The following is a 20,588-nucleotide window of genomic DNA, read 5'->3' as shown; positions in this document are numbered from 1 at the left end:
GTTCATCCGACTACTCACTCGGGTGAGTGAACGCCCTTTGGCTCCCGCGTGACCTGCTCACTACGGTGTGCCAGTCATGCCGAAACGTCGCGGCGGCGGTCGCCCGTCCGCCGGTCCCGTGCGCGAAGTCGGCGACCGACGAGGACCCAAAGGGGACCAACCATGAAGCAGGCTCTCAAGGCCGCCGGTACTGCGGCGCTCGGCATCGCCATCGTGGCGGTCGGCGCCGGTGCCGCCTCCGCGGCCGACGGCCAGGCGGCCGGCGGCCTCGGGCTGCCCACCGGCGCGTTGACGAACCCGGCGGTGACCGGTGCGGTCACCGACACCGCCGCCAAGCTGCCCGCCGCCGGCAAGGTGACCGAGACGCTGGGCACCCTCGCCCCGAGCGTCGGCAAGGCCGTCCCCGCCGGGGACACCCCGCTGGCCGGCGTCACCGAGCAGCGCGCCGCCCAGCAGCGCGCCGCGCTCCCGACCATCCCCGGTCTGGACAAGACCCCGATCGGCGGGCTGACCAGCACCCTCCCGGCCATCCCCGGCCTGACCGGCTGAGCCACGGCCCACGGCACGGCGACGGGCCGCCCACCCCGGAGACCCCGGGGCGGGCGGCCCGTCGCCGTGCCGTGAGGCCCGGTCGCCCCGGGCCGCCGGGCCGAGGACGGGCCCCGCGCCGCCGGGCTTACGGCTCCTGGGGGAGCAGCACCCAGAGGGCCAGGTAGAGCAGGAACTGGGGGCCGGGCAGCAGGCAGGAGAGCAGGAAGATCACGCGGACGGTCCACGGGGTCAGGCCGAAGCGTTCGGCGATCCCGGCGCAGACACCGGCGAGGACGCGGTTGCGGCGAGGACGGGCGAGGCGCGCACTCATGATTCTCTCCCTGTGGTGGCGGCCCGGTCCGGCAGGTCCGGTGGGCTGGTTCCATCCTCCGCCGCCGTCGGCCCCCGGGCCTCAGCCCGGCAGGTGATTCCCGGACCCGAAGGGTCACCGGGGAGTCGTAGCCGGATGTCGGGGTTCCCTCGGGGTGGTCCCGGGGAACCGGGCGCGGTCCTCGGTCCGGACCGCCGGACGGGGCTCGGTAGGATGCTGCCGATCGCGGTCGGCCGGGGGGCGGACGAAAGCCCGACACTGTTGCGAAACGATCTCCCGTGCAAGCGATTTCACGTCCTGATGGGTTCTCTCCCGCATTCTCCCGTGAGGTTGGATTGCACATTCGGCAGCGCAGCTTCCTGACCGCGACCACCGCCGTCACCCTGGCCTCCGGCCTGGCCGCCGTCGGGGTCGCGGCCGTCTTCGCCGCGCCGGAGGCCGTCGCGCTGTCCCCGGGCGCCCGGACCCGCCCCTCGCCGGTCACGATCGCCTTCGGCGGCCTTCCCGGCACCGTCACGGCGGGGGGCGCGCCGGTGGAGTTCACCGCGACGCTCCGGAACACCGCCGACCACCGGCTGGACGTGCCGTCCTCGGCCTTCGTCGTCGCGGACGCCGGCGCCGGCGCGGGGCAGGGCCACTTCCGGCTGGAGTACCGGGCGCCCGGCGGCACCCGGTGGCAGGACGCCAGGGCGAACCCCGCGGGCACGGGCGCCGTCTGGGCGCTCGACCAGCCCGCCGTGCTGTCGCTGCCGGCCGGCGCCGAGGCCGTCTACCGGCTGCGGCTCACCGTCACCGCCGACGCCCCGGCCGGCCGGGTGGCGCCGGGCTTCGACTCCGTGGTCTCGGACCCGGCCCTGCCGCCGGAGCAGCGCGCCACCGACGCGAGCAGCGGCCGCCCGGAGCTGGTCATCGTTCCGGCGGGGGCGCCGACCACCGCGCCGGCCACCGCACCGGCCACGGCGCCGCCCGCCCCGGCGGCCACCGCGGAGGTCGGGCTCCACGGGGTGCCCGTCGTGTTCACGGTGGGCGGCGAGGCGAAGCCGTTCACACTGGTCCTCACCAACCGGAGCGGCCGGGAGCTGCGGGTCGTGCCCGCGGTCGTGTTCCAAGGGGCGGCCGAACTTCCTTCGGACACGGTCGAGTTGGCGTTCCGTGGCGCCGACGGGCAATGGCGGGGCGCCACCTTGGGCCGCGGCCCGGAGCACCCGAACCGGCTCGACTTCGCGCTGCGGACCGGGGACGGGGACGCCGACGTCATCACGCTGGCGAAGGGCGAGAGCCGCACCGTCGACCTCCGGCTGGCCTTCACCAAGGACGCGCCGATCCTGTTCGAGTCCCTGACGGCCGTGTCGCGCACCCTGCCGGAGCGGGGCGAGAGCGCGGCCGAGGCGGCCGGTCCGGCGGCCGACTTCATCACCGTGGCCGCGACGGGCGCCACCGCCGCACCCGCTCCGACCTTCGTGGACTCCGCCCCGGACCCGGACGTGCCGGAGCGGGCCGCCGCCCCGGTCCTCCCGGTCGTGCGGGCCACCGGCACGTCGCCGAGCCCGGCGGGGGCCGGCTCGCCGATGGTCACCGCCGCCCCGGCCGGGGACGGCGGGCTGGCCTCCACCGGCGGCGGCAGGGCCACGGAGCCGATGGCGATCACCGGGGCGACCGCGATCGCCCTCGGCCTCGGCACCCTGGTGGTGGCGTGGCGCCGCAACCGCGGGCGGGGCGGCACCGGGAACTGAGACGGACACGCCGGAAGGCCCGTCCGTCGCCGCTTCGCAGCGGGTGACGGGCGGGCCTTCCGGCGTTCGTACGGCGGTACGGCTCGGCTCGGCGCGATCAGCCGGCCGGGTGCTGCGGCGGCTGCGGCTGCGCGTACGGGTTGTCCGCCACCGGCTGCGGCGCGACACCCGGCTGGTACGGCGAGGCGCCCGGCGCCGGGGCGGGCGGCACGGGGGCACCGGCCGGCGGCGGGACGGGCGCGCCCGGCTGCGCGGCGTACGGGGCCTGCGGGGCGTTGGGGTTGAACGGCGCGTTGGGGTTGAACGGCGCGTTGGGGTTGAACGGCGCCTGCTGGGCGGCGTTCGGGTTGAACGGCGCGTTCGGGTTGAACGCCCCCTGCGGCGCGTTCGGGGCGAACGGGGCGGCCGCCTGCGCGGGCTGCTTCTTGGCGTTGCTGCGCTCCACCAGCGCCTTCACCGAGGCGACGATCATGCCGACCGGCAGGATGAACGCCTTGAAGAAGATGGTGTACGTGCCGCCCTCGAAGACGAACGCCAGGTAGTAGGCGTACCCCAGGAACGCGAGGCCGAGGACGAGGTTGAGGATGCGCAGGCCGACCTTCAGTCCGCCGGCCGCGACCCCGAGGGCCACCATGATGGCGCCGCTGAGGGCCAGCAGTACGACGTACCAGGAGAAGAGCGGTTCGGCGCTGAAGTCGAGATTGTTCACGGGGGCTTTCCTGGGAGGGGAAGGAGAAAAACGGCGGGAACCGTTCGGGGACGACAGCGCACAGTACTGGAGGCGGCCGACATCCGTCGCCGCCTTTGTGTCACGGTGTCATTGCGCCGGTCCGGAGCGGGAGTAGACGAGGTGGGGAAATGACGGGGTTTGAGGTGCTGCGGGTCTTTTGCGGGCCCGACGGGAGCCACGGGAACGCGCTCGGGGTGGTGCGCGACGGCGCCGCCGTGCCGGGTCGCGCGGACCGGCAGCGGGTCGCGCGCGAACTGGGCTTCAGCGAGACGGTGTTCGTCGACGACCCGGAGCGCGGGGAGATCGACATCTACACCCCGTCGGTGCGCCTGCCGTTCGCCGGCCACCCGTGCGTGGGCGCCGCCTGGCTGCTCGGGGTGGACCGGTTGGTCACGGCCGCCGGCGAGGTGGCCGTGCGGCGCGAGGGCGGGCTGATCCGGATCGAGGCCCGGCCCGAGTGGGCCCCGGGGCGCACGCTGCGGCCGTACGGTTCGGCGGCCGAGGTGGAGGCGCTGGAGGTGCCGCCGCCGGGGGAGTGGGTCTACGCCTGGGCCTGGCAGGACGAGGCGGCCGGCACCGTCCGGGCCCGGGCCTTCCCCGGGCGGGGCGACGGGATCGACGAGGACGAGGCGACCGGTGCGGCCGCCCTGCTGCTGGCCGCGCACCTCGGCCGGGCGCTGACCATCACCCAGGGCCGGGGCTCGCGGCTGCTGGCCGGGCCGCGCCCGGGCGGGCTGGTCGAGGTCGGCGGCCGGGTGGTCCGGGACCCGCGGCCGGTTCAGCCGGCCGGGGGCGTCGGCTCCGCGTAGGCGCGCCGCCGGGCGGCGGGCGTGACGGCGGCGACCGAGGTGGCGGCCGCGGCCGAGGTGGCGGCGGCGACCGAGGCGACGGCCGGCGGCACCGAGAGCACCGTCATCCGGGGCACCCGCGGCCGCCGGTCCCGCAGCAGGTGCCGCAGGCCCGGGACGAGCGCGAGGTGGACGACGGCCACGCCGACCACGGCGAGCAGGATGTGGTCCACGTTGAGGACGTGCCCGGGTGCCCAGGAGGAGAGGAACTCCAGCGCGGTCGCCAGCAGCGCGGAGGCGCCGGTGGTGCGCAGGAAGGACGGCAGCCAGGGGGCCCGGAGCCGGCCGCCGGCCAGCGGCAGCAGGACCCCGAGCGGGGCCAGCAGCAGGAGTTCGCCGACCACCTGCCAGCCGCTGGAGGAGCGGAGCGAGGCGAACGGCGTCAGGTTGGCGTCGTACACCCAGGCCACCGGCAGCGGTCTCAGCACCAGCCAGAGCACCAGTGCCAGGTGGCCGGTGAGGCCCGCCAGTCCGGCCAACCGGAGGGGACGGTGGACGGCCGCCGCCGGGTTGCTCTCGGTCCCCGCGCCGGAACGCTCGTCGCGTGTCCTGGTGCCATCTCGCTGCACGGGGGGAAGGACGTGGGCCGACGTCACGTCGGTTCCACACCCGGCGTGAACATTCCCAAACGCGCCCCCGAACCCCCTTCCCGCCCCCCTCCCGCCCCTTGCCGGCGGCCTGCCCGCAGGGCGGCCCGCTCGCCGGGCGGGCCACTTGCAGGGCGGCCCACCCCCAGGGCGGGCTACCGGCAGGGCGAGGCCGTCGGCACCGCGCTGAACACGTTGTCCGGCGGCGGGCTGCCCGGCGCCACCGGGGTGGGCGACGGGCTCGGGCTCACGCCCGCCTTGGTGCCGCGGGTCGGGGACACGGTCGGGGCCGGGCCCGGCGGGGTGGCCAGGGCCGCCGGTATGTGCGGGGAGGTCGGGCAGGCCGTCCGGCTGGCGGGCGCGCCGGCGTCGACCGGCACGGCGGTCGGCCGGATGCCGCAGCCGGAGGCCAGCGCGACCAGCAGCAGCACGCCGGCGCCGCGGCGCAGGACGGTGCGGGGGACAACGGTGTCGGTGGGGCTGGTCACGTGGCGTCCTTGTCCTCGGCGGCGTCGCCGGCGGGGCCGCCCTCGGCCTCGCCCGCGGACGGCGGAGGCGGCGGGGCCAGCGGCAGCGTCAGGGTGAACACCGCGCCGACCTCCCCGTTCGCCGCCGTGATCGTTCCCCCGTGTATCTGCGCGTTGGCCATCGCGATCGACAGGCCGAGGCCGCTGCCCTCCGAGCGGGCCCGCCCCCGGTCCGCCTTGTAGAAGCGGTCGAAGACGTGCGGCAGCACGTCCTCCGGGATGCCCGGGCCGCTGTCGGAGACCTCGACCACGACCGACTCCCCGTCCTGCCGGACCTTGACCCGCACCGGCGAGCCGCCGTGCTTCAGCGCGTTGCCGATCAGGTTGGCGAAGACCACGTCGAGCCGGCGCGGGTCGACCACGGCCAGGATGCCGCGCGGGGCGTCCAGTTCGACCGCGTCGTACCAGGCCCGCCCGTCGATGCAGGACATGATCAGGTCGGCGATGTCCACCTCGTCGGCGACCAGCCTGGCGGTACCCGCGTCGAAGCGGGTCACCTCCATCAGGTTCTCCACCAGGTCGGACAGCCGCCGGGTCTCGCTGACCACGAGCCGGACGGCCGGCTCGATCATCGGGTCCAGCGACTCGGCCTCGTCCTCCAGGATGTCCGTCACGGCGGTCATCGCGGTCAGCGGGGTGCGCAGCTCGTGCGACATGTCGGCGACGAACCGCCGGCTCTGCGCCTCGCGCGCGCTCAGCTCCTCGACCTGCTCGTGCAGCTGCTCCGCCGTCCGGTTGAAGGTCCTCGCCAGGTCGGCGAGCTCGTCCGAGCCGTCGACCTCCAGCCGGGTGTCCAGGTGCCCCTCGCCGAGCCGCCGGGCGGCGTCGCCGAGCCGCTTGACCGGCCGCAGCACGGTGGCCGAGGCGGCCTGGGCGAGCAGCGCCGAGCCGATCAGCGCGAACAGCGTGGCGATCGCCAGCGACCAGCCCAGGGTGTTGAGGTCGGCCCGCTCGTTCTCCAGCGACTTGAACATGTACGCCGTCGGGCCGTTCGGCACCACCTTGGTGCCGCCGATCACGAACGGCCGGCCCTCCAGGTTCTGCCGCTGCCAGTACAGGTGGTACGGGTACGGGTTGTTCTCGGTGATCTCGCGCGGCTTGGCGACGGTGGACTGCAACGCGGTCGGCACGTCGGCCAGGGTGAAGTGCGCGGGGTCGGAGGAGGCCGGGCACTCCGGGTGCGCCGCGTCGACCACCACCACGTCGTAGGTCAGGCCGGAGCTGGCCACGGTGGACGCCAGCGAGGCCAGCTCCTGGCAGGTCGCGTTCAGCGGCAGGTCGGAGACGTTGCGGGTGAGCGAGACCCGGAAGTCGTTCAGCACGGTGTTCTGGGCGCGCTTGAGCACCGCGTCGCGGTTCAGCCAGTACGCGATGCCGGAGGCCGAGACGGCGGCGAGCAGCGCGACGGCCGCGAACACCGCGATCAGCCGCACCCGCAGGGAGCGCAGCCGACGCCACCGGCCCGTCGAGAACCGCCGGGCAGTCGTCTGATGGTCAGTCACAAGAGCCTGTCGTGGTACGGGAGTTCAGAGGTCGGGGGAGGGGCCGGCGGCCGGGTCGCGGGGTCAGGCCGGCGGGTCCAGCCGGTAGCCCACCCCGCGGACGGTGCGGATCAGCGTCGGCGCGGACGGCACGTCCTCGACCTTGGCCCGCAGCCGCTGCACGCACGCGTCCACCAGGCGGGAGTCGCCGAGGTAGTCGTGCTCCCAGACCAGCCGCAGCAGCTGCTGGCGGGAGAGCGCCTGGCCGGGGCGGCGGCTGAGCTCCAGCAGCAGCCGCAGCTCGGTCGGGGTGAGCTGGAGGTCGAGTCCGTCCTTGGTGACGGTCATCGCCGCGCGGTCGATCACCACGGTGCCGTAGGCCGAGGAGTCCGAGCTCTCCCGTTCGCCGCGCCGCAGCACCGCCCGGATCCGGGCGTCCAGCACCCGCGGCTGCACCGGTTTCACGACGTAGTCGTCCGCGCCGGACTCCAGGCCCACCACCACGTCGATGTCGTCCGAGCGGGCGGTCAGCAGGATGATCGGCAGCTGGTCGGTGCGGCGGATCCGGCGGCACACCTCGAAGCCGTCGATGCCGGGCAGCATCACGTCGAGCACGATCAGGTCGGGCCGCTGCTCCTTGAAGAGACGCAGACCGTCCTCACCGGAGGCAGCGGTGGCCACGCGGTGGCCCTGGCGGGTGAGGGCGAGTTCGAGGCCGGTCCGGATGGCGTCGTCGTCCTCGATCAGAAGGAGGAAAGGCACGGCCCCATTTTGGCCCACCGGCAGCGCCGAATCACCCCCCGGACCACCCACCGTCCCTTCTGGAACCGGAACGCGTGCCACCGGCGTCAGGTTCACAGGGGGGCGGTCCGGGACATTCGGACGGCTCCTGTGACACCCCTGTGACAGTCGGCGGACAGCGCCATCACAACCGGCGGGCAGGATTTTCCATGTCGCCGCAGGACAGCGGGCCGCAAGGCCGGCTGAAGGGCGGCTACCGGAACCGCTCGTACCGACCCAGGGGGCGCACGATGAACGCCACGCTTCAGACCCGGACCAACCCGGCTGTCCGCACCGCGCGTTCGTCAGCCACGTCCCACCGGACCCGGTACGAGGTCAGGACCGACGAGAACTCCGGTGCCGTGACCGTGCGGGGGTGCGCGCACAGCACCGGTGGAAACCCTGTCGCCCGTCGGGTGAGCGGCGGCGGCAGGACGGGGGAGCTGTACGGGATCGGCCGTCTGGGGAGTTCGGCCGACTCCGCCACCACCCTCACGCTGCGGGGGATCCTCCCCGTCCGCGTCGAGGGCAAGGACGCCCCGGGGGGGAACCGGGGGACCGGGGGGAACGGTCTGCGGACGGTCGGTTCGGGGGAGCCGACCGGTCGCGAGGCCGCCGGTGCGACGCTGCTGCGGCTGAACCCCGCGGCGGCCCGCACCACCGAGGCCGGGCAGGGAGGCGCGCAGGGGGAGCACCCGGCCGTCGCGGAGGACCACATCACGGAGTTCACCGCGTACGTGCGCGAGCGCCGCGCCTCCCTGTACGCCACGGCCTACCACCTGACCGGTGACCGCTACGAGGCCGAGGACCTGCTGCAGAGCGCGCTCTTCAGCACCTACCGGGCCTGGGGCCGGATCACCGACAAGGCCGCGGTCGGGGGCTACCTCCGCCGCACCATGACCAACCTGCACATCTCCGCCTGGCGGCGCCGCAAGGTCAACGAGTACCCGACCGAGGAGCTGCCGGAGACGGCCGGCGACACCGACGCGATGGGCGGCACCGAGCTGCGCACCGTGCTCTGGCAGGCGCTGGCGAAGCTGCCGGAGAACCAGCGCACCATGCTGGTGCTGCGGTACTACGAGGGCAAGACCGACCCGGAGATCGCCGGCGTGCTGGGGATCAGCGTCGGCACGGTCAAGAGCAGCATCTGGCGCGCCCTGCGCCGGCTGCGCGAGGACGAGCACCTGAACAAGTCCGGCGACACCGTCCGGGCGTTCGGCGAGCTGGTCGCGTAACGAGGACTCCCGTCGGGGGACGGGAAGCGGACGGTCACGGTCCGGGGGCAGCGGCTCGGGGGAGCGCGCCCGTGGGGGAGCCGAAGACCGTTCGGGGAAGGCGAAGGGCCCGGTGCGGGGGAGACGCACCGGGCCCTTCGTCATGCCCTGGGGGTTCGGCCGTACCGGGCTCGGCCGTACGGGGTTCAGGCGGCGGAGAGCTCGCCGGCCCGGGTCGCGGCGCGGATCCGCCGCTCGGCCTCCGGCCCGGCGCAGGCGTACGAGCCGAGCGCGACCTGCCGTCCGACGATGGACCGCTCGGCCCGCATCAGCCGCAGGCCCCGGCGCAGCAGTACCGGCAGCGACTTGCGGCCCTCCCGGACGTCCCGGCGCAGCCGGCGCCAGGCCGTGGTGAGCGCGCCGTTGCGCAGGCACAGGGCGTCGCCGAGCAGGCCCTGGTCGGCGCACTCGGCGGTGATCTCGGCGGCGAAGATGCCCTCCGCGATGAACGCGTCCGCCCCGTCCAGCTCCAGGCCGCGGGTGCCGATCCGGCCGTTGTCCGGGATCGAGTACACCGGGACGTCCGTGCGGCCGTGCTCGTGCAGGGCGCGGATCGCGGCGACGGCCTGGTCGCGGTGCCAGGCCAGCGGGGAGTCCCAGTCGACGGCGCCGTCCGGCAGCCGCGGCAGGGTCGGGTCGTCCCCGTCCTTGTAGAAGTCGTCGAGCTGGAGCACCGGCAGGCCGCTGCGCTCGGCGAGCGAGGACTTCCCCGACCCGGAGGGCCCGGAGAGCAGGATCACCCGGGCATGCCCGGTCGGTGCGGGGTTCATGGGGGAGTCACTCACGGGACACCAGTCTGACGCATCCCGGCCGGTTGCCGAAACCGGCCGGGGCGGACCTTCTACCGCGCCCCTGGCTTCGACTGTGACGCCGGGTCGGCGAGGGCGACGTGGACCATCGGCAGGTAGCGGCTGTCCACCTGGAGGTAGACCGGTTCGTCGGCGCCGGGCGGCCGGTAGGCGGTGGCGGCCCAGTCCGGGCTGTGCCAGGTGTCGGGCTCGGGCTCGTGGAAGGTCCCGCCGGCGGGCAGTTCGCACCGGCCGGTGTCGCGGGTGACCAGGGCCACGGTGTCGGTGCCGGGCCTGATGCGCAGGCTGCCGTTGACGTAGTCGGGCTGCCGCTCGGACCGGGCCGAGCAGGGCACCCTGACCGGGCGGCCCGCGGCCAGCCGCCGCCTGGTGCGGGCCACGTGCCACGTGCGGTAGAAGCCGTCCGCGAACAGTGCCGTCAGCTCGCCGATGAACTCGCCCATGCGTCCCCCCCCCGGTCGTTCCCCCGGTCGTCTCCGTCACCGGTGATTCTGGCCGGGCCGGTGGGGCGGGCGGGAGCGTCGAAAGTTGGCGGCGCGGGTGACGAAAGTCGACGGGCCGACGGCCGGAACACCCCGGGAACGCCGACGGACCCGCGCCAGGGGGGGAGAGGCGCGGGTCCGTCCTGTGACCGTCCGGGCCCTGGGGGGGTGAGGGCACTGGGGACGGCCAGTCTGTGGAGTTGTTACCCGGAGTACCGGAGGTCAGATCCCCTTCGGGTGCCAGACCGTCTTCGTCTCCAGGAACGAGAGTAGCCGCTTTGTACCCGGCGCATTGGTCCAGTCCTGGGCGAACGGGTCCAGCGCCGGACGGACCACCCTCTTCAGGGTATCCGCGGCGGCCGCCTCCAGCGCGTACGCCGCGCCGGGACCGTCGGCGGCGATGGCCCCGGTGAGGTCCAGCGCGTTGACGTCCTGGTGCGAGGCCAGGGTGGGGGCGATGTCCGCGGTCCGGCCCGAGACGATGTTGACCACGCCGCCCGGGACGTCCGAGGTGGCCAGCACCTCGCCCAGCGACAGCGCGGGCAGCGGGGCGTCCGCGGCGGCCGCGACCACGACCGTGTTCCCGGTGGCGATCGCCGGGGCGATCACCGAGACCAGGCCGAGCAGCGAGTGCCCGTACCCGGCCTGCGGGGCGACGACCCCGACCACACCGGTCGGCTCCGGGGACGAGAGGTTGAAGTACGGACCGGCGACCGGGTTGGCGCCGCCCGCGATCTGGGCGACCTTGTCGGTCCAGCCCGCGTACCAGACCCAGCGGTCGATCGCGGCGTCCACCAGCGCGGCGGCCTTCTTCGGGCCGATGCCCTCGGAGACGGCCACCTCGGCGGCGAACTGCTCGCGCCGGCCCTGGAGCATCTCGGCCACCCGGTACAGCACCTGGCCGCGGTTGTACGCGGTGGTGCCGGCCCAGCCCTTGACCGCCTTGCGGGCGGCCAGGACGGCGTCACGGGTGTCCTTGCGGGTGCCCAGCGGGGCGTTGGCGAGCCACTCGCCCTTGGAGTCGGTCACCTCGTACACCCGCCCGCTCTCGGAGCGCGGGAACTTCCCGCCGACGTACAGCTTGTAGGTCTTGAAGACGTCAAGACGCGTTGCGACATCAGACATCGAGGGCCTCGACATTCAGGTAGGGCTCCAGACCGTGGCGGCCACCCTCGCGGCCGTAGCCCGACTCCTTGTAGCCGCCGAACGGCGAGGTCGGGTCGAACTTGTTGAAGGTGTTGGCCCAGACCACGCCGGCCCTGAGGCGGTCCGCCATCCAGAGGATGCGCGAGCCCTTCTCCGTCCAGATGCCGGCGGAGAGGCCGTACGGGGTGTTGTTGGCCTTCTCGACCGCCTCGGCGGGGGTGCGGAAGGTCAGCACCGACAGGACCGGGCCGAAGATCTCCTCCTGGGCGATCCGGTGGGCCTGGCTGACGCCGGTGAACAGGGTCGGCTTGAACCAGAAGCCGGTGCCCGGGAGTTCGCACTCCGGCGACCAGCGCTCGGCGCCCTCGGCCTCGCCGGCGTCGGTCAGCGCGGTGATCCGGGCCAGCTGCGCGGCGGAGTTGATGGCGCCGATGTCGGTGTTCTTGTCCAGCGGGTCGCCGACCCGCAGGGTGCCCATCCGGCGCTTCAGGGCGTCCAGCAGCTCGTCCTGGACGGACTCCTGGACCAGCAGGCGCGAACCGGCGCAGCAGACGTGGCCCTGGTTGAAGAAGATGCCGTTGACGATGCCCTCGACGGCCTGGTCGATCGGCGCGTCGTCGAAGACGATGTTCGCGGCCTTGCCGCCCAGCTCCAGCGAGAGCTTCTTGCGGGTGCCGGCCAGCTGCTTGGCGATGGCGCGGCCGACCGGGGTGGAGCCGGTGAACGCGACCTTGTTGACGTCCGGGTGGGAGGTCAGCGCGGCGCCGGTGCGGCCGTCGCCGGTGACGATGTTGACGACGCCCTTCGGCAGACCGGCCTGGCGGCAGATCTCGGCGAAGCGCAGCGCGGTCAGCGGGGTGGTCTCGGCCGGCTTCAGGACGACCGTGTTGCCGGTCGCCAGCGCGGGCGCGATCTTCCACGCCAGCATCAGCAGCGGGAAGTTCCACGGGATGACCTGGCCGGCCACGCCCAGCGGCTTCGGGTTGGGACCGAAGCCGGCGTAGTCCAGCTTGTCGGCCCAGCCCGCGTAGTAGAAGAAGTGCGCGGCGACCAGCGGCAGGTCGACGTCGCGGGTCTCGCGGATCGGCTTGCCGTTGTCGATCGACTCCAGCACGGCCAGCTCGCGGCTGCGCTCCTGGATGATCCGGGCGATCCGGAACAGGTACTTGGCGCGCTCGCTGCCGGGCAGCGCCGACCAGTCGGCGAAGGCCTTGCGGGCGGCGGCGACCGCGCGGTCCACGTCCTCCTCGGTGCCCTGGGCGAACTCGGCGAGCACCTGCTCGGTGGCCGGGTTGACCGTCTTCAGGGCCTCGTTGCCGGAGGAGTCGACGAACTCGCCGCCGATGAAGTGGCCGTAGGAGGTGGCGATGTCGCCCGCGGCGGCCGGCGACTCGGGGGCCGGGGCGTAGGCGAAGAGGCCGCCGGCGGGCTTGGCCACGGGCTCCTCGGTGTTCTTCTTCTTGGCCATGGTGATCAGTCCACCGTCACGTAGTCGGGGCCGGAGTAGCGGCCGGTGGCCAGCTTCTGGCGCTGCATCAGCAGGTCGTTGAGCAGGCTGGAGGCGCCGAAGCGGAACCAGTGCTGGGTCAGCCAGTCGTCGCCGAGGGTCTCGTTGACCATCACCAGGTACTTCATGGCGTCCTTGGTGGTGCGGATGCCGCCGGCGGGCTTGACGCCGACCTGGACGCCGGTGGCCGCGCGGAAGTCGCGGACCGCCTCCAGCATCAGCAGGGTGACCGGCGGGGTCGCGTTGACGGCGACCTTCCCGGTGGAGGTCTTGATGAAGTCGGCGCCGGCCAGCATCGCCAGCCAGGAGACCCGGCGGACGTTGTCGTAGGTCTGGAGCTCGCCGGTCTCGAAGATCACCTTGAGGTGGGCGGAGCTGCCGTCGGGGCGCTTGCACGCCTCCTTGACGGCCACGATCTCGTTGAAGACGTCGAGGTAGCGGCCGGAGAGGAAGGCACCGCGGTCGATCACCATGTCGATCTCGTCGGCACCCGCGGCCACCGCGTCGGCGGTGTCGGCGAGCTTGACCGGGAGGGCGGCGCGGCCGGCCGGGAAGGCGGTGGCCACGGAGGCGACCTGGATGTCGGTGCCCTCCAGGGCGGCCTTCGCGGTGGCGACCATGTCCGGGTAGACGCAGATGGCGGCGACGCGGGGGGTGGTCGGGTCGGTCGGGTCGGGGGTCCTGCCCTTGGCGCACAGTGCGCGCACCTTGCCGACCGTGTCCGCGCCCTCCAGCGTGGTCAGGTCGATCATCGAGATCGCCAGGTCGATGGCGTACGCCTTCGCCGTGGTCTTGATCGAGCGGGTACCGAGAGCGGCGGCACGCGCCTCCAGGCCGACCTGGTCGACGCCGGGCAGGCCGTGCAGGAACCGGCGGAGCGAGGCCTCGGACGCAGCAACGTCCTGAAGGCCGCTGCCCGCAACGCCGAGGGCATTGGCTGCAACAGTGGACATAGTCACCAGAGCAGCATATCTACGCGCGTAGTGGGCCGCCAGGGCACCTGCCATTCGTGGCCGGACCGAGACCTCAGGGTGAGGGGCATGGGGCAGAATCGTCGACATGACCGATTCCGACGGCAAGCCCGGCCAGGGCCCCGCCGCCCCCGACGGGGAGCCCGAGTACGCGGACCGCGTGTACCGCTCTGTCCCCGGTGTGATCTCCGGAGTGCTGCTGCTGGTGGTCGCCGCCTGGCTGATCGGCGACGCGGTGGTGAGCGGGACGGGCAAGACGCCGTACGTCTCGCTCGCCGCGGTGCCGGTGTTCGCCTTCCCGGTGATCGCGTACACGCTGCGCCCGGCCGTGACGGCCGGCCGCGACCGGCTGGTGGTGCGCAACCCGTGGCGGACCGTCGTCGCGCCGTGGGCCTCGGTGGACGCGCTGCGCGCGGGGTACTCGGTCGAGCTGCTCGCGGGCGGGAAGAAGTTCCAGGTCTGGGCGGTGCCGGTGTCGCTGCGGCAGCGCAAGCGGGCCACCCGGGCGCAGAGCCCCAGCGCCGCCGAGCACGCCTCCCGGACCGGTCTGGGGCTGGGGATGGCCAAGCGGACCAACCCGGTCGTCCAGGGCTCGCCCGACCCCACCCGCGCCTGGTCCGACCAGGTCACCGCCGTCCTCCAGGAGCTGGCCGAGCGCAACGCCGCCCGCCCCGCCGCCGCGGGCCCGGTCGAGGTCCGCTGGTGCTGGTGGGTCATCGCCCCCACCCTGCTCGGCCTGGTCGCGCTGATCACCGTCATCGCGGTCTGACACCGCGGAAACGTCACGGAGGGGCCCGCCGGTCACGACCGGCGGGCCCCTCCACGTGTGCGCGGGGATCAGGCGGTGATGCCCGCCGCGTCGGCGAGGTCCCGCTTGACGGTGGCGAGCAGGGCGGCGGCGCGCTCGCGGACCGGGGCCAGGTCGGCGGCCGAGGCGACCGGGAGGACGACCTCCAGGTAGCACTTGAGCTTGGGCTCGGTGCCGGAGGGACGGACCACGATGCGGGCGGAGCGGACGCCCTCGCCGGCCAGGTAGTAGCGCAGGCCGTCGGTGGGCGGCAGCTCGGCGGAGCCGGCCGACAGGTCGTCGGCGCGGGTCACCCGGAGGCCGGCCAGCACGGTCGGCGGCTGCTCGCGCAGGCGGCGCATGGCGTCGGCGATCAGCGAGAGGTCCTGGACCCGGACGGAGAGCTGGTCGGTGGCGTGCAGGCCGTGCTCCAGCGCCAGGTCGTCCAGCAGGTCGGACAGGGTGCGGCCGGACTTCTTGAGGGTGGCGGCCAGCTCGGCGACCAGCAGGGCGGCGGTGATGCCGTCCTTGTCCCGGACGCCCTGCGGGTCGACGCAGTAGCCGAGCGCCTCCTCGTAGCCGTAGCGCAGGCCCTGGGCGCGGGAGATCCACTTGAAGCCGGTCAGCGTCTCGGCGTAGCCCAGGCCCGCGGCCTCGGCGATCCGGCCGAGCAGGGTGGCGGAGACGATGGTGGTGGCGAAGGTGCCCTCGGCCTTCTTCGCGACCAGGGCCGAGCCGAGCAGCGCGCCGACCTCGTCGCCGCGCAGCATCCGCCAGCCGGAGGTGCCGTTGCCGGCGCCGGCCGCGTTGCCGTTGACGGGGACGGCCACCGCGCAGCGGTCGGCGTCCGGGTCGTTGGCGATCACGATGTCCGGGCCGACGGTGGCGGCGGTGCGGAAGGCGAGGTCCATCGCCCCCGGCTCCTCCGGGTTGGGGAAGGCCACGGTCGGGAAGTCCGGGTCGGGCTCGGCCTGCTCGGCGACCACGGTGGGCGCGGGGAAGCCGGCCCGGCGGAACGCGGCGACCAGGGTGTCGCGGCCGACGCCGTGCATCGGGGTGTAGACCACCTCCAGGTCGCGCGGGCCGTGCTCGTCGACGATGGAGACGGCCCGGTCCAGGTAGGCCTCGACGACCTCCTCGCCGAGCACCTCCCAGCCCGACGCGGCGCGCGGGACGTCGTCCAGCGAGCCGATCGCGTCGATCCTGGCGGCGATCCCGGCGTCGGCCGGCGGGACGATCTGCGAGCCGTCGCCCAGGTAGACCTTGTAGCCGTTGTCCTGCGGCGGGTTGTGGCTGGCGGTGACGGTGACGCCGGCGGCCGCGCCCAGGTGGCGGACGGCGAAGGCGAGCACCGGGGTCGGCAGCGGGCGCGGCAGCAGCGCGGCGCGCAGGCCGGCGCCGACCACCACGGCCGCGGTGTCGCGGGCGAAGTCGTACGACTTGTGGCGGGCGTCGTAGCCGATGACGACCAGGTCGCCCAGGCCCTGCTGCTTGACGTACGCGACCAGGCCGGCGGCGGCCCGGATCACCACGGCGCGGTTCATCCGCATCGGACCGGCACCGAGTTCGCCGCGCAGGCCGGCGGTGCCGAACTGGAGCCGGTCGGAGAAGCGCTCGGCGAGCTCCGCCCAGGCGAGCTTGCCGTCGGTCTCGACCTCCGGGGCCTCGGCCCGGGCCAGCAGGGCGGCGAGCTCCTCGCGGGTCTGCGGGTCGGGGTCCTCGGCCAGCCAGGTCCGGGCCCGGGCGAGGAGGTCGGTGGTGGGTGCCTGCGTCATGCCAGCTCCATGGGGACGTGCGTCGGTGTGTCGGCCGGAGGTTCCGCTGTGGGTCGGGAGGGTTCCGCTGGGACCGGAGGGTTCCGCAAGGAAGGGGGTCGCGCATGCGGACGGGGCCCACGGGAGGGCGTGATCAGCGGATCACGCCGCCCGTGGGCCCCGTCAGTCATGATTCTGCGCCCGCCGGGCGTCAGATCCGCTCAAGGACCTTCGCCAGCAGCTCGCCCATGCGCTCGGCGGAGGCCTTGCCGGCCTCCAGCACCTCGGCGTGGTTGAGCGGCTCGCCGGTCATGCCGGCGGCCAGGTTGGTGACCAGGGAGATGCCGAGCACCTCGCTGCCGGCCTCGCGGGCGGCGATGGCCTCCAGGGTGGTGGACATGCCGACCAGCTCGCCGCCGATGACCCGGGCCATGTTGACCTCGGCCGGGGTCTCGTAGTGCGGGCCGCGGAACTGGACGTAGACGGCCTCGTCCAGGGACGGGTCGATCTCGCGGCAGAGCTCGCGCAGGCGCTTGGAGTACAGGTCGGTGAGGTCGACGAAGTTCGCGCCGACGATCGGGGAGTCCGCCGTCAGGTTGATGTGGTCGCTGATCAGGACCGGCTGACCCGGGGTCCAGCCCTGGCGCAGGCCGCCACAGCCGTTGGTCAGCACGATGATGCCGCAGCCGGCCGCGGCGGCGGTGCGCACGCCGTGGACGACGGTGGCCACGCCGTGGCCCTCGTAGTAGTGGTTGCGGCCGAGGAAGATCAGGGCGCGCTTGTCGCCGATCTTCACCGAACGGATCGTGCCGGCGTGGCCGGCGACGGCGGGGGCGGGGAAGCCCGGGAGCTCGGTGACCGGGAACTCGGCCACGGTCTCGCCCAGGGCGTCGGCGGCCGGCACCCAGCCGGAGCCCATCACCAGGGCGACGTCGTGCCGCTCGGCACCGGTCAGCTCGCGCAGGCGCTCGGCGGCGGCCTGGGCGGCGGCGTAGGGGTCGGCGGAGACGACCGACTGAGGAGAAGCGTTCACGGGTCAGAGGATAGACGGGTTTCGGCTACGCGCGTAGAAATTCAGCCGCGGCATGCCGGATCGTTACCCGGTTGACCCGAAAACACAGCTCGGTGACGCTTTTCGGGTGAGCGGGCCGTCGGATCGCACACAACCCGGGTGCCGCGCCGGGCCTTTCCCTCCGGGCGGTCGCTTCGTGCGCGTGCCGTCGTGGCCCGTTTCCCGGCGGGCCGGTCCGGGGTCGGCGGCGTTACGGTGACGGTCGGGGCCCGAGGGGCCGAGGGGGCCGATCCTTCGTCGCCGGTCCGGTCCGCGGCTCCGGCGGGGCGCCAGGACGGGGTCGACCGCCATGGGGAACACGGACAGCCGGTACCCGCCGCCCGCGGCGCCGCCCGGGCCCGCGCCGGTGGACCTGGCGGCCCGGGTGGACGCGTTCACCGCGGACTTCTTCCCGAGCGGCCGGTACACCGTGCCGGGCGCGGCCCAGCGCCGGGCGGTGGCCGACGGCGTGCTCGGCGCGCTGGACGGCCGGACCGGGGAGGCCGAACGGGCGCTGGCCCGGGCCGGGTACCGGATCACCGGGTTCACCGAGGCCGTGACCGGCCGCCCGGTCACCGAGATCGCCGAGACGGGCGAGACCGCCGATGACGGCGGCAGTGGGGACGGCCGCGGCTGGGGCCGGGTCTACCTGGACCGCTCGGTCCGCCCCGCCTGGTCCGTACAGGTGCCCCACCCGGCCTCGGACGTCCGCACCGAGGCGCTCGGGGTGGAGCTGTTCCGGGCCGTGCCGGGCGGCGTGCTGGTGCTCGCCGGGGCGCACCGCCGGGCCGGGGCGGACGGCTCCTCGGACGTCGCGCACCGCAGTGACACCGTCTTCGCCGCCGTGGTCGAGGCGCTCACCCTGCGCGGCCTGCCCGGCATCCAGCTGCACGGCTTCGGCGCGGCCAGTCTGCCCGGGCGGGACGCGGTGGTCTCCAGCGGCGCCGGGCGGCCGGGCCCGGCCGCCGAGCTGACCGCCGCGGGGCTCGGCGGGGCCGGCCTCGTGGTCCGCCGGGCCTGGCGGGAGCCGGGTGCGCGGCTGGCCGGCGCCACCAATGTGGCCGGCCTGTTCGCGGCCGGGCTCGGGGTGCCGTGGCTGCACGTCGAACTGGCGTACGGGGTGCGCGCCGACCCGGCCCGGCGCGCGGCGGTGGCGCGGGTGCTCGCGGAGACCGTGCGCGGCTGGGACGCGGATCAGCAGGGGCGGCGGCGCAGGTCCATCACGTAGTCGTGCGGGGCGCCGGCGCTCTCCGCGGCGTCGGCGACCAGGCCGAGGTAGCGGGCCGCGGGCAGGCCGCCCTCGTAGTCGTTGAGCACGTACGTCCAGACCGGGATGTCCCCGTCCAGGGTCTGCGCGCGCAGCTTGATCTTGCGGTAGATGCCGAGCTGGACGCCCTCCCAGCGGTCCAGGCCCTCCTCGTCCATCGGCGCGACGTCGTACAGCGAGACGAAGACCTGGTCCTTCTCGTCCTCGACCACGGTGGCCAGCGAGCCCTCCCAACCCAGCTGCTCGCCACCGAAGGTGAGCCGCCATCCGGCTAGCCACCCCGTGCCGCGCAGCGGGGAGTGCGGGGCTCGGCGGGTCATCTGCCGGGCATCGAGGTTGGTGGCATACGCGGCGTAAAGGGGCATGGGGGCCAGGGTAGCCCGGGCGGCGGGCGGGCCGGGGCGACTGGACGAACGTACGGGAGCCCCGACCCCGGCGTGGCGGCGCCGCGGGCGTGCGGGACAATGGGGAACGTGACTCGGATCGTGATCATCGGTGGCGGACCCGGCGGCTACGAGGCGGCCCTGGTCGCCGCACAGCTCGGCGCGGAGGTGACCGTCGTCGACACCGACGGTCTGGGCGGATCGGCGGTGCTCACGGACTGCGTTCCGTCGAAGACCCTGATCGCGACCGCGGAGGTGATGACCACCTTCGACAGCTCGTACGAGGAGCTGGGCATCCTGGTCGCGGACGACACCCCGCCCGTCGAGCAGGCGGCCCGGGTGATCGGCGTGGACCTGGGCAAGGTCAACCGCCGTGTGAAGCGCCTGGCGATCGCGCAGTCCCACGACATCACCCAGTCCGTCACCCGGGCCGGCGTCACCGTGCTGCGCGGCCGCGGCCGGCTCGGCACCGGCGGGCAGGCCGTGGACGGCTCCCGCGAGGTGCTGGTGGACGCGCCCGACGGCACCGTGCAGTCGCTGCACGCCGACGCGGTGCTGATCGCCACCGGCGCCCACCCGCGCGAGCTGCCGGACGCCCAGCCGGACGGCGAGCGGATCCTCACCTGGACCCAGGTGTACGACCTGGAGGAGCTGCCCCGCGAGCTGATCGTGGTCGGCTCCGGTGTGACCGGCGCCGAGTTCGCCGGCGCGTACCAGGCGCTCGGCTCCAAGGTGACCCTGGTGTCCAGCCGCGACCGGGTGCTGCCGGGCGAGGACCCGGACGCCGCCGAGGTGCTGGAGGACGTCTTCCGCCGCCGCGGCATGAACGTCATGGGCCGCTCGCGCGCCGAGAGCGTCAAGCGGATCGGCGACCGGGTCGAGGTCATGCTGGCCGACGGCAAGGTGATCGAGGGCACCCACTGCCTGATGGCGGTCGGCTCCGTCCCCAACACCTCCGAGATGGGCCTGGAGGAGGCCGGGGTCAAGCTCAACGACTGGGGCCAGATCCAGGTCGACCGGGTCTCCCGCACCACCGCCCCCGGCGTGTACGCGGCGGGCGACTGCACCGGCGTCTTCATGCTCGCCTCGGTGGCGGCCATGCAGGGCCGGATCGCGATGTACCACGCGCTCGGCGACGCGGTGCAGCCGCTGAACCTCAAGACCGTGGCCTCCAACGTCTTCACCGACCCGGAGATCGCCACCGTCGGCTACACGGCGGCCGACGTGGAGTGCGGCAAGATGGACGCCGTCGTGGTCAAGCTCCCGCTGCGCGGCAACCCGCGGGCGAAGATGCAGGGCATCCGGGACGGCTTCGTGAAGCTGTTCTGCCGCCCGGGCACCGGCATCGTGGTCGGCGGTGTGGTCGTCGCCCCGCGGGCCAGCGAGCTGATCCACCCGATCTCGCTCGCGGTGGACGCCAATCTGACGGTCGAACAGGTGGCCAGCGCCTTCACCGTCTACCCGTCCGTCTCCGGCTCGACCGCCGAGGCCGCCCGGCAGCTGCACATCCGCAAGCGGGTCGACGGCGAATCCTGAGCGTCCGGCGCACAGTTGAGGGCGGTTGCCGATCGGCGACCGCCCTTCGCGCGGGCATGGCCGTCACCCGGAC

At 74.2% G+C, this 20,588-nt stretch carries 21 protein-coding genes; 7 read left to right on the top strand and 14 right to left on the bottom strand.

The window, feature by feature from the left end; all coding sequences use genetic code 11:
- Positions 1-162: 162 nt before the first annotated feature.
- The gene (locus ACFVXH_RS37265; protein WP_049649197.1) at positions 163-549 is read left to right on the top strand and encodes a hypothetical protein; all 387 of its coding nucleotides are present in this window, start codon (positions 163-165) and stop codon (positions 547-549) included.
- Between the two features lie 127 nt (positions 550-676).
- Here ACFVXH_RS37265 and ACFVXH_RS37260 read toward each other — a convergent pair whose 3' ends face one another.
- A complete protein-coding gene (locus tag ACFVXH_RS37260) occupies positions 677-862 on the bottom strand; it encodes a PspC domain-containing protein (protein ID WP_049649198.1) in 186 nt (61 codons plus the stop codon).
- Positions 863-1,197: 335 nt separating this feature from the next.
- Between ACFVXH_RS37260 and ACFVXH_RS37255 the strand changes: the two genes are divergently transcribed.
- Entirely contained in the window at positions 1,198-2,595 is a 1,398-nt protein-coding gene (locus tag ACFVXH_RS37255) for a hypothetical protein (RefSeq protein WP_387830557.1), read from the top strand.
- Positions 2,596-2,692: 97 nt separating this feature from the next.
- Here ACFVXH_RS37255 and ACFVXH_RS37250 read toward each other — a convergent pair whose 3' ends face one another.
- Positions 2,693-3,304, bottom strand: coding sequence for a hypothetical protein (locus ACFVXH_RS37250; RefSeq protein ID WP_387830555.1), 612 nt, complete (start codon positions 3,302-3,304; stop codon positions 2,693-2,695).
- Positions 3,305-3,453: 149 nt separating this feature from the next.
- On the opposite strand from ACFVXH_RS37250, the gene ACFVXH_RS37245 reads away from it, so the two are divergent.
- Positions 3,454-4,134, top strand: coding sequence for a PhzF family phenazine biosynthesis protein (locus tag ACFVXH_RS37245; RefSeq protein WP_380740756.1), 681 nt, complete (start codon positions 3,454-3,456; stop codon positions 4,132-4,134).
- On the opposite strand, the gene ACFVXH_RS37240 is transcribed toward ACFVXH_RS37245, so the two are convergent.
- From ACFVXH_RS37240 to ACFVXH_RS37225, 4 genes are all read right to left on the bottom strand, one after another.
- Positions 4,104-4,742 (bottom strand): VanZ family protein, encoded by a 639-nt coding sequence (locus ACFVXH_RS37240; protein ID WP_158077740.1) that lies wholly within the window; start codon positions 4,740-4,742, stop codon positions 4,104-4,106. The genes ACFVXH_RS37245 and ACFVXH_RS37240 overlap by 31 nt on opposite strands.
- A gap of 173 nt (positions 4,743-4,915) precedes the next feature.
- On the bottom strand, positions 4,916-5,248 hold the full coding sequence (locus tag ACFVXH_RS37235; RefSeq protein WP_074003907.1) for a hypothetical protein: 333 nt from the start codon (positions 5,246-5,248) through the stop codon (positions 4,916-4,918).
- Positions 5,245-6,789, bottom strand: coding sequence for a HAMP domain-containing sensor histidine kinase (locus tag ACFVXH_RS37230; protein ID WP_049654103.1), 1,545 nt, complete (start codon positions 6,787-6,789; stop codon positions 5,245-5,247). Before ACFVXH_RS37230 ends, ACFVXH_RS37235 begins: the two co-directional genes overlap by 4 nt.
- 63 nt (positions 6,790-6,852) lie before the next feature.
- Entirely contained in the window at positions 6,853-7,530 is a 678-nt protein-coding gene (locus ACFVXH_RS37225; RefSeq protein ID WP_049654100.1) for a response regulator transcription factor, read from the bottom strand.
- A 269-nt stretch (positions 7,531-7,799) separates the two neighbouring features.
- Here ACFVXH_RS37225 and ACFVXH_RS37220 point away from each other — a divergent pair, with 269 nt between their 5' ends.
- Positions 7,800-8,783, top strand: a complete 984-nt coding sequence (locus tag ACFVXH_RS37220) for a SigE family RNA polymerase sigma factor (protein ID WP_369808315.1) — start codon at positions 7,800-7,802, stop codon at positions 8,781-8,783.
- 185 nt (positions 8,784-8,968) lie between these two features.
- On the opposite strand, the gene ACFVXH_RS37215 is transcribed toward ACFVXH_RS37220, so the two are convergent.
- From ACFVXH_RS37215 to deoC, 5 genes are all read right to left on the bottom strand, one after another.
- Positions 8,969-9,607 (bottom strand): ATP-binding protein, encoded by a 639-nt coding sequence (locus tag ACFVXH_RS37215; RefSeq protein ID WP_375876652.1) that lies wholly within the window; start codon positions 9,605-9,607, stop codon positions 8,969-8,971.
- 56 nt (positions 9,608-9,663) lie between these two features.
- Complete coding sequence (locus ACFVXH_RS37210) at positions 9,664-10,074, bottom strand: hypothetical protein (RefSeq protein WP_117488159.1); 411 nt, start codon at positions 10,072-10,074, stop codon at positions 9,664-9,666.
- A gap of 261 nt (positions 10,075-10,335) precedes the next feature.
- Positions 10,336-11,238 (bottom strand): aldehyde dehydrogenase family protein, encoded by a 903-nt coding sequence (locus ACFVXH_RS37205; protein ID WP_074003904.1) that lies wholly within the window; start codon positions 11,236-11,238, stop codon positions 10,336-10,338.
- A complete protein-coding gene (locus tag ACFVXH_RS37200; RefSeq protein ID WP_074003903.1) occupies positions 11,231-12,727 on the bottom strand; it encodes an aldehyde dehydrogenase family protein in 1,497 nt (498 codons plus the stop codon). The genes ACFVXH_RS37205 and ACFVXH_RS37200 overlap by 8 nt, the downstream gene beginning before the upstream one ends.
- A gap of 5 nt (positions 12,728-12,732) precedes the next feature.
- The gene (gene deoC / locus ACFVXH_RS37195) at positions 12,733-13,719 is read right to left on the bottom strand and encodes a deoxyribose-phosphate aldolase (RefSeq protein WP_079272367.1); all 987 of its coding nucleotides are present in this window, start codon (positions 13,717-13,719) and stop codon (positions 12,733-12,735) included.
- Between the two features lie 106 nt (positions 13,720-13,825).
- Here deoC and ACFVXH_RS37190 point away from each other — a divergent pair, with 106 nt between their 5' ends.
- Positions 13,826-14,506, top strand: a complete 681-nt coding sequence (locus ACFVXH_RS37190; protein ID WP_375876650.1) for a PH domain-containing protein — start codon at positions 13,826-13,828, stop codon at positions 14,504-14,506.
- A 68-nt stretch (positions 14,507-14,574) separates the two neighbouring features.
- On the opposite strand, the gene ACFVXH_RS37185 is transcribed toward ACFVXH_RS37190, so the two are convergent.
- Together ACFVXH_RS37185 and ACFVXH_RS37180 are read right to left on the bottom strand one after the other, a co-directional pair.
- Positions 14,575-16,299: a phospho-sugar mutase gene (locus ACFVXH_RS37185; RefSeq protein ID WP_049654088.1), complete on the bottom strand. Its 1,725-nt coding sequence runs from the start codon at positions 16,297-16,299 to the stop codon at positions 14,575-14,577.
- Positions 16,300-16,489: 190 nt separating this feature from the next.
- Complete coding sequence (locus tag ACFVXH_RS37180; RefSeq protein ID WP_049654087.1) at positions 16,490-17,311, bottom strand: purine-nucleoside phosphorylase; 822 nt, start codon at positions 17,309-17,311, stop codon at positions 16,490-16,492.
- 328 nt (positions 17,312-17,639) lie between these two features.
- Here ACFVXH_RS37180 and ACFVXH_RS37175 point away from each other — a divergent pair, with 328 nt between their 5' ends.
- Positions 17,640-18,557: a hypothetical protein gene (locus ACFVXH_RS37175; protein WP_387830549.1), complete on the top strand. Its 918-nt coding sequence runs from the start codon at positions 17,640-17,642 to the stop codon at positions 18,555-18,557.
- On the opposite strand, the gene ACFVXH_RS37170 is transcribed toward ACFVXH_RS37175, so the two are convergent.
- On the bottom strand, positions 18,524-18,961 hold the full coding sequence (locus tag ACFVXH_RS37170) for a gamma-glutamylcyclotransferase (protein WP_049660023.1): 438 nt from the start codon (positions 18,959-18,961) through the stop codon (positions 18,524-18,526). The two genes, ACFVXH_RS37175 and ACFVXH_RS37170, sit on opposite strands and share 34 nt — an antisense overlap.
- Before the next feature lie 99 nt (positions 18,962-19,060).
- On the opposite strand from ACFVXH_RS37170, the gene ACFVXH_RS37165 reads away from it, so the two are divergent.
- Positions 19,061-20,515, top strand: a complete 1,455-nt coding sequence (locus ACFVXH_RS37165) for an NAD(P)H-quinone dehydrogenase (RefSeq protein WP_049660024.1) — start codon at positions 19,061-19,063, stop codon at positions 20,513-20,515.
- Positions 20,516-20,588 lie beyond the last annotated feature (73 nt).

Source organism: Kitasatospora sp. NPDC058184 (assembly GCF_042883725.1).
In the GTDB taxonomy this organism is placed as follows: Bacteria; Actinomycetota; Actinomycetes; order Streptomycetales; family Streptomycetaceae; genus Kitasatospora.
Note: the sequence above shows the minus strand (reverse complement) of the source record. Positions and strands in the feature narration are given on the sequence as shown.

Excerpts from the sequence above, each read along its gene's own strand:
- ACFVXH_RS37265 (WP_049649197.1), top strand. The coding sequence starts at position 163 with ATGAAGCAGGCTCTCAAGGCCGCCGGTACTGCGGCGCTCGGCATCGCC.
- ACFVXH_RS37260 (WP_049649198.1), bottom strand. The coding sequence starts at position 862 with ATGAGTGCGCGCCTCGCCCGTCCTCGCCGCAACCGCGTCCTCGCCGGT.
- ACFVXH_RS37245 (WP_380740756.1), top strand. The coding sequence starts at position 3,454 with ATGACGGGGTTTGAGGTGCTGCGGGTCTTTTGCGGGCCCGACGGGAGC.
- ACFVXH_RS37220 (WP_369808315.1), top strand. The coding sequence starts at position 7,800 with ATGAACGCCACGCTTCAGACCCGGACCAACCCGGCTGTCCGCACCGCG.
- ACFVXH_RS37210 (WP_117488159.1), bottom strand. The coding sequence starts at position 10,074 with ATGGGCGAGTTCATCGGCGAGCTGACGGCACTGTTCGCGGACGGCTTC.
- ACFVXH_RS37205 (WP_074003904.1), bottom strand. The coding sequence starts at position 11,238 with ATGTCTGATGTCGCAACGCGTCTTGACGTCTTCAAGACCTACAAGCTG.
- ACFVXH_RS37200 (WP_074003903.1), bottom strand. The coding sequence starts at position 12,727 with ATGGCCAAGAAGAAGAACACCGAGGAGCCCGTGGCCAAGCCCGCCGGC.
- deoC (WP_079272367.1), bottom strand. The coding sequence starts at position 13,719 with ATGTCCACTGTTGCAGCCAATGCCCTCGGCGTTGCGGGCAGCGGCCTT.
- ACFVXH_RS37190 (WP_375876650.1), top strand. The coding sequence starts at position 13,826 with ATGACCGATTCCGACGGCAAGCCCGGCCAGGGCCCCGCCGCCCCCGAC.
- ACFVXH_RS37185 (WP_049654088.1), bottom strand. The coding sequence starts at position 16,299 with ATGACGCAGGCACCCACCACCGACCTCCTCGCCCGGGCCCGGACCTGG.
- ACFVXH_RS37175 (WP_387830549.1), top strand. The coding sequence starts at position 17,640 with ATGGGGAACACGGACAGCCGGTACCCGCCGCCCGCGGCGCCGCCCGGG.
- ACFVXH_RS37170 (WP_049660023.1), bottom strand. The coding sequence starts at position 18,961 with ATGCCCCTTTACGCCGCGTATGCCACCAACCTCGATGCCCGGCAGATG.
- ACFVXH_RS37165 (WP_049660024.1), top strand. The coding sequence starts at position 19,061 with ATGGGGAACGTGACTCGGATCGTGATCATCGGTGGCGGACCCGGCGGC.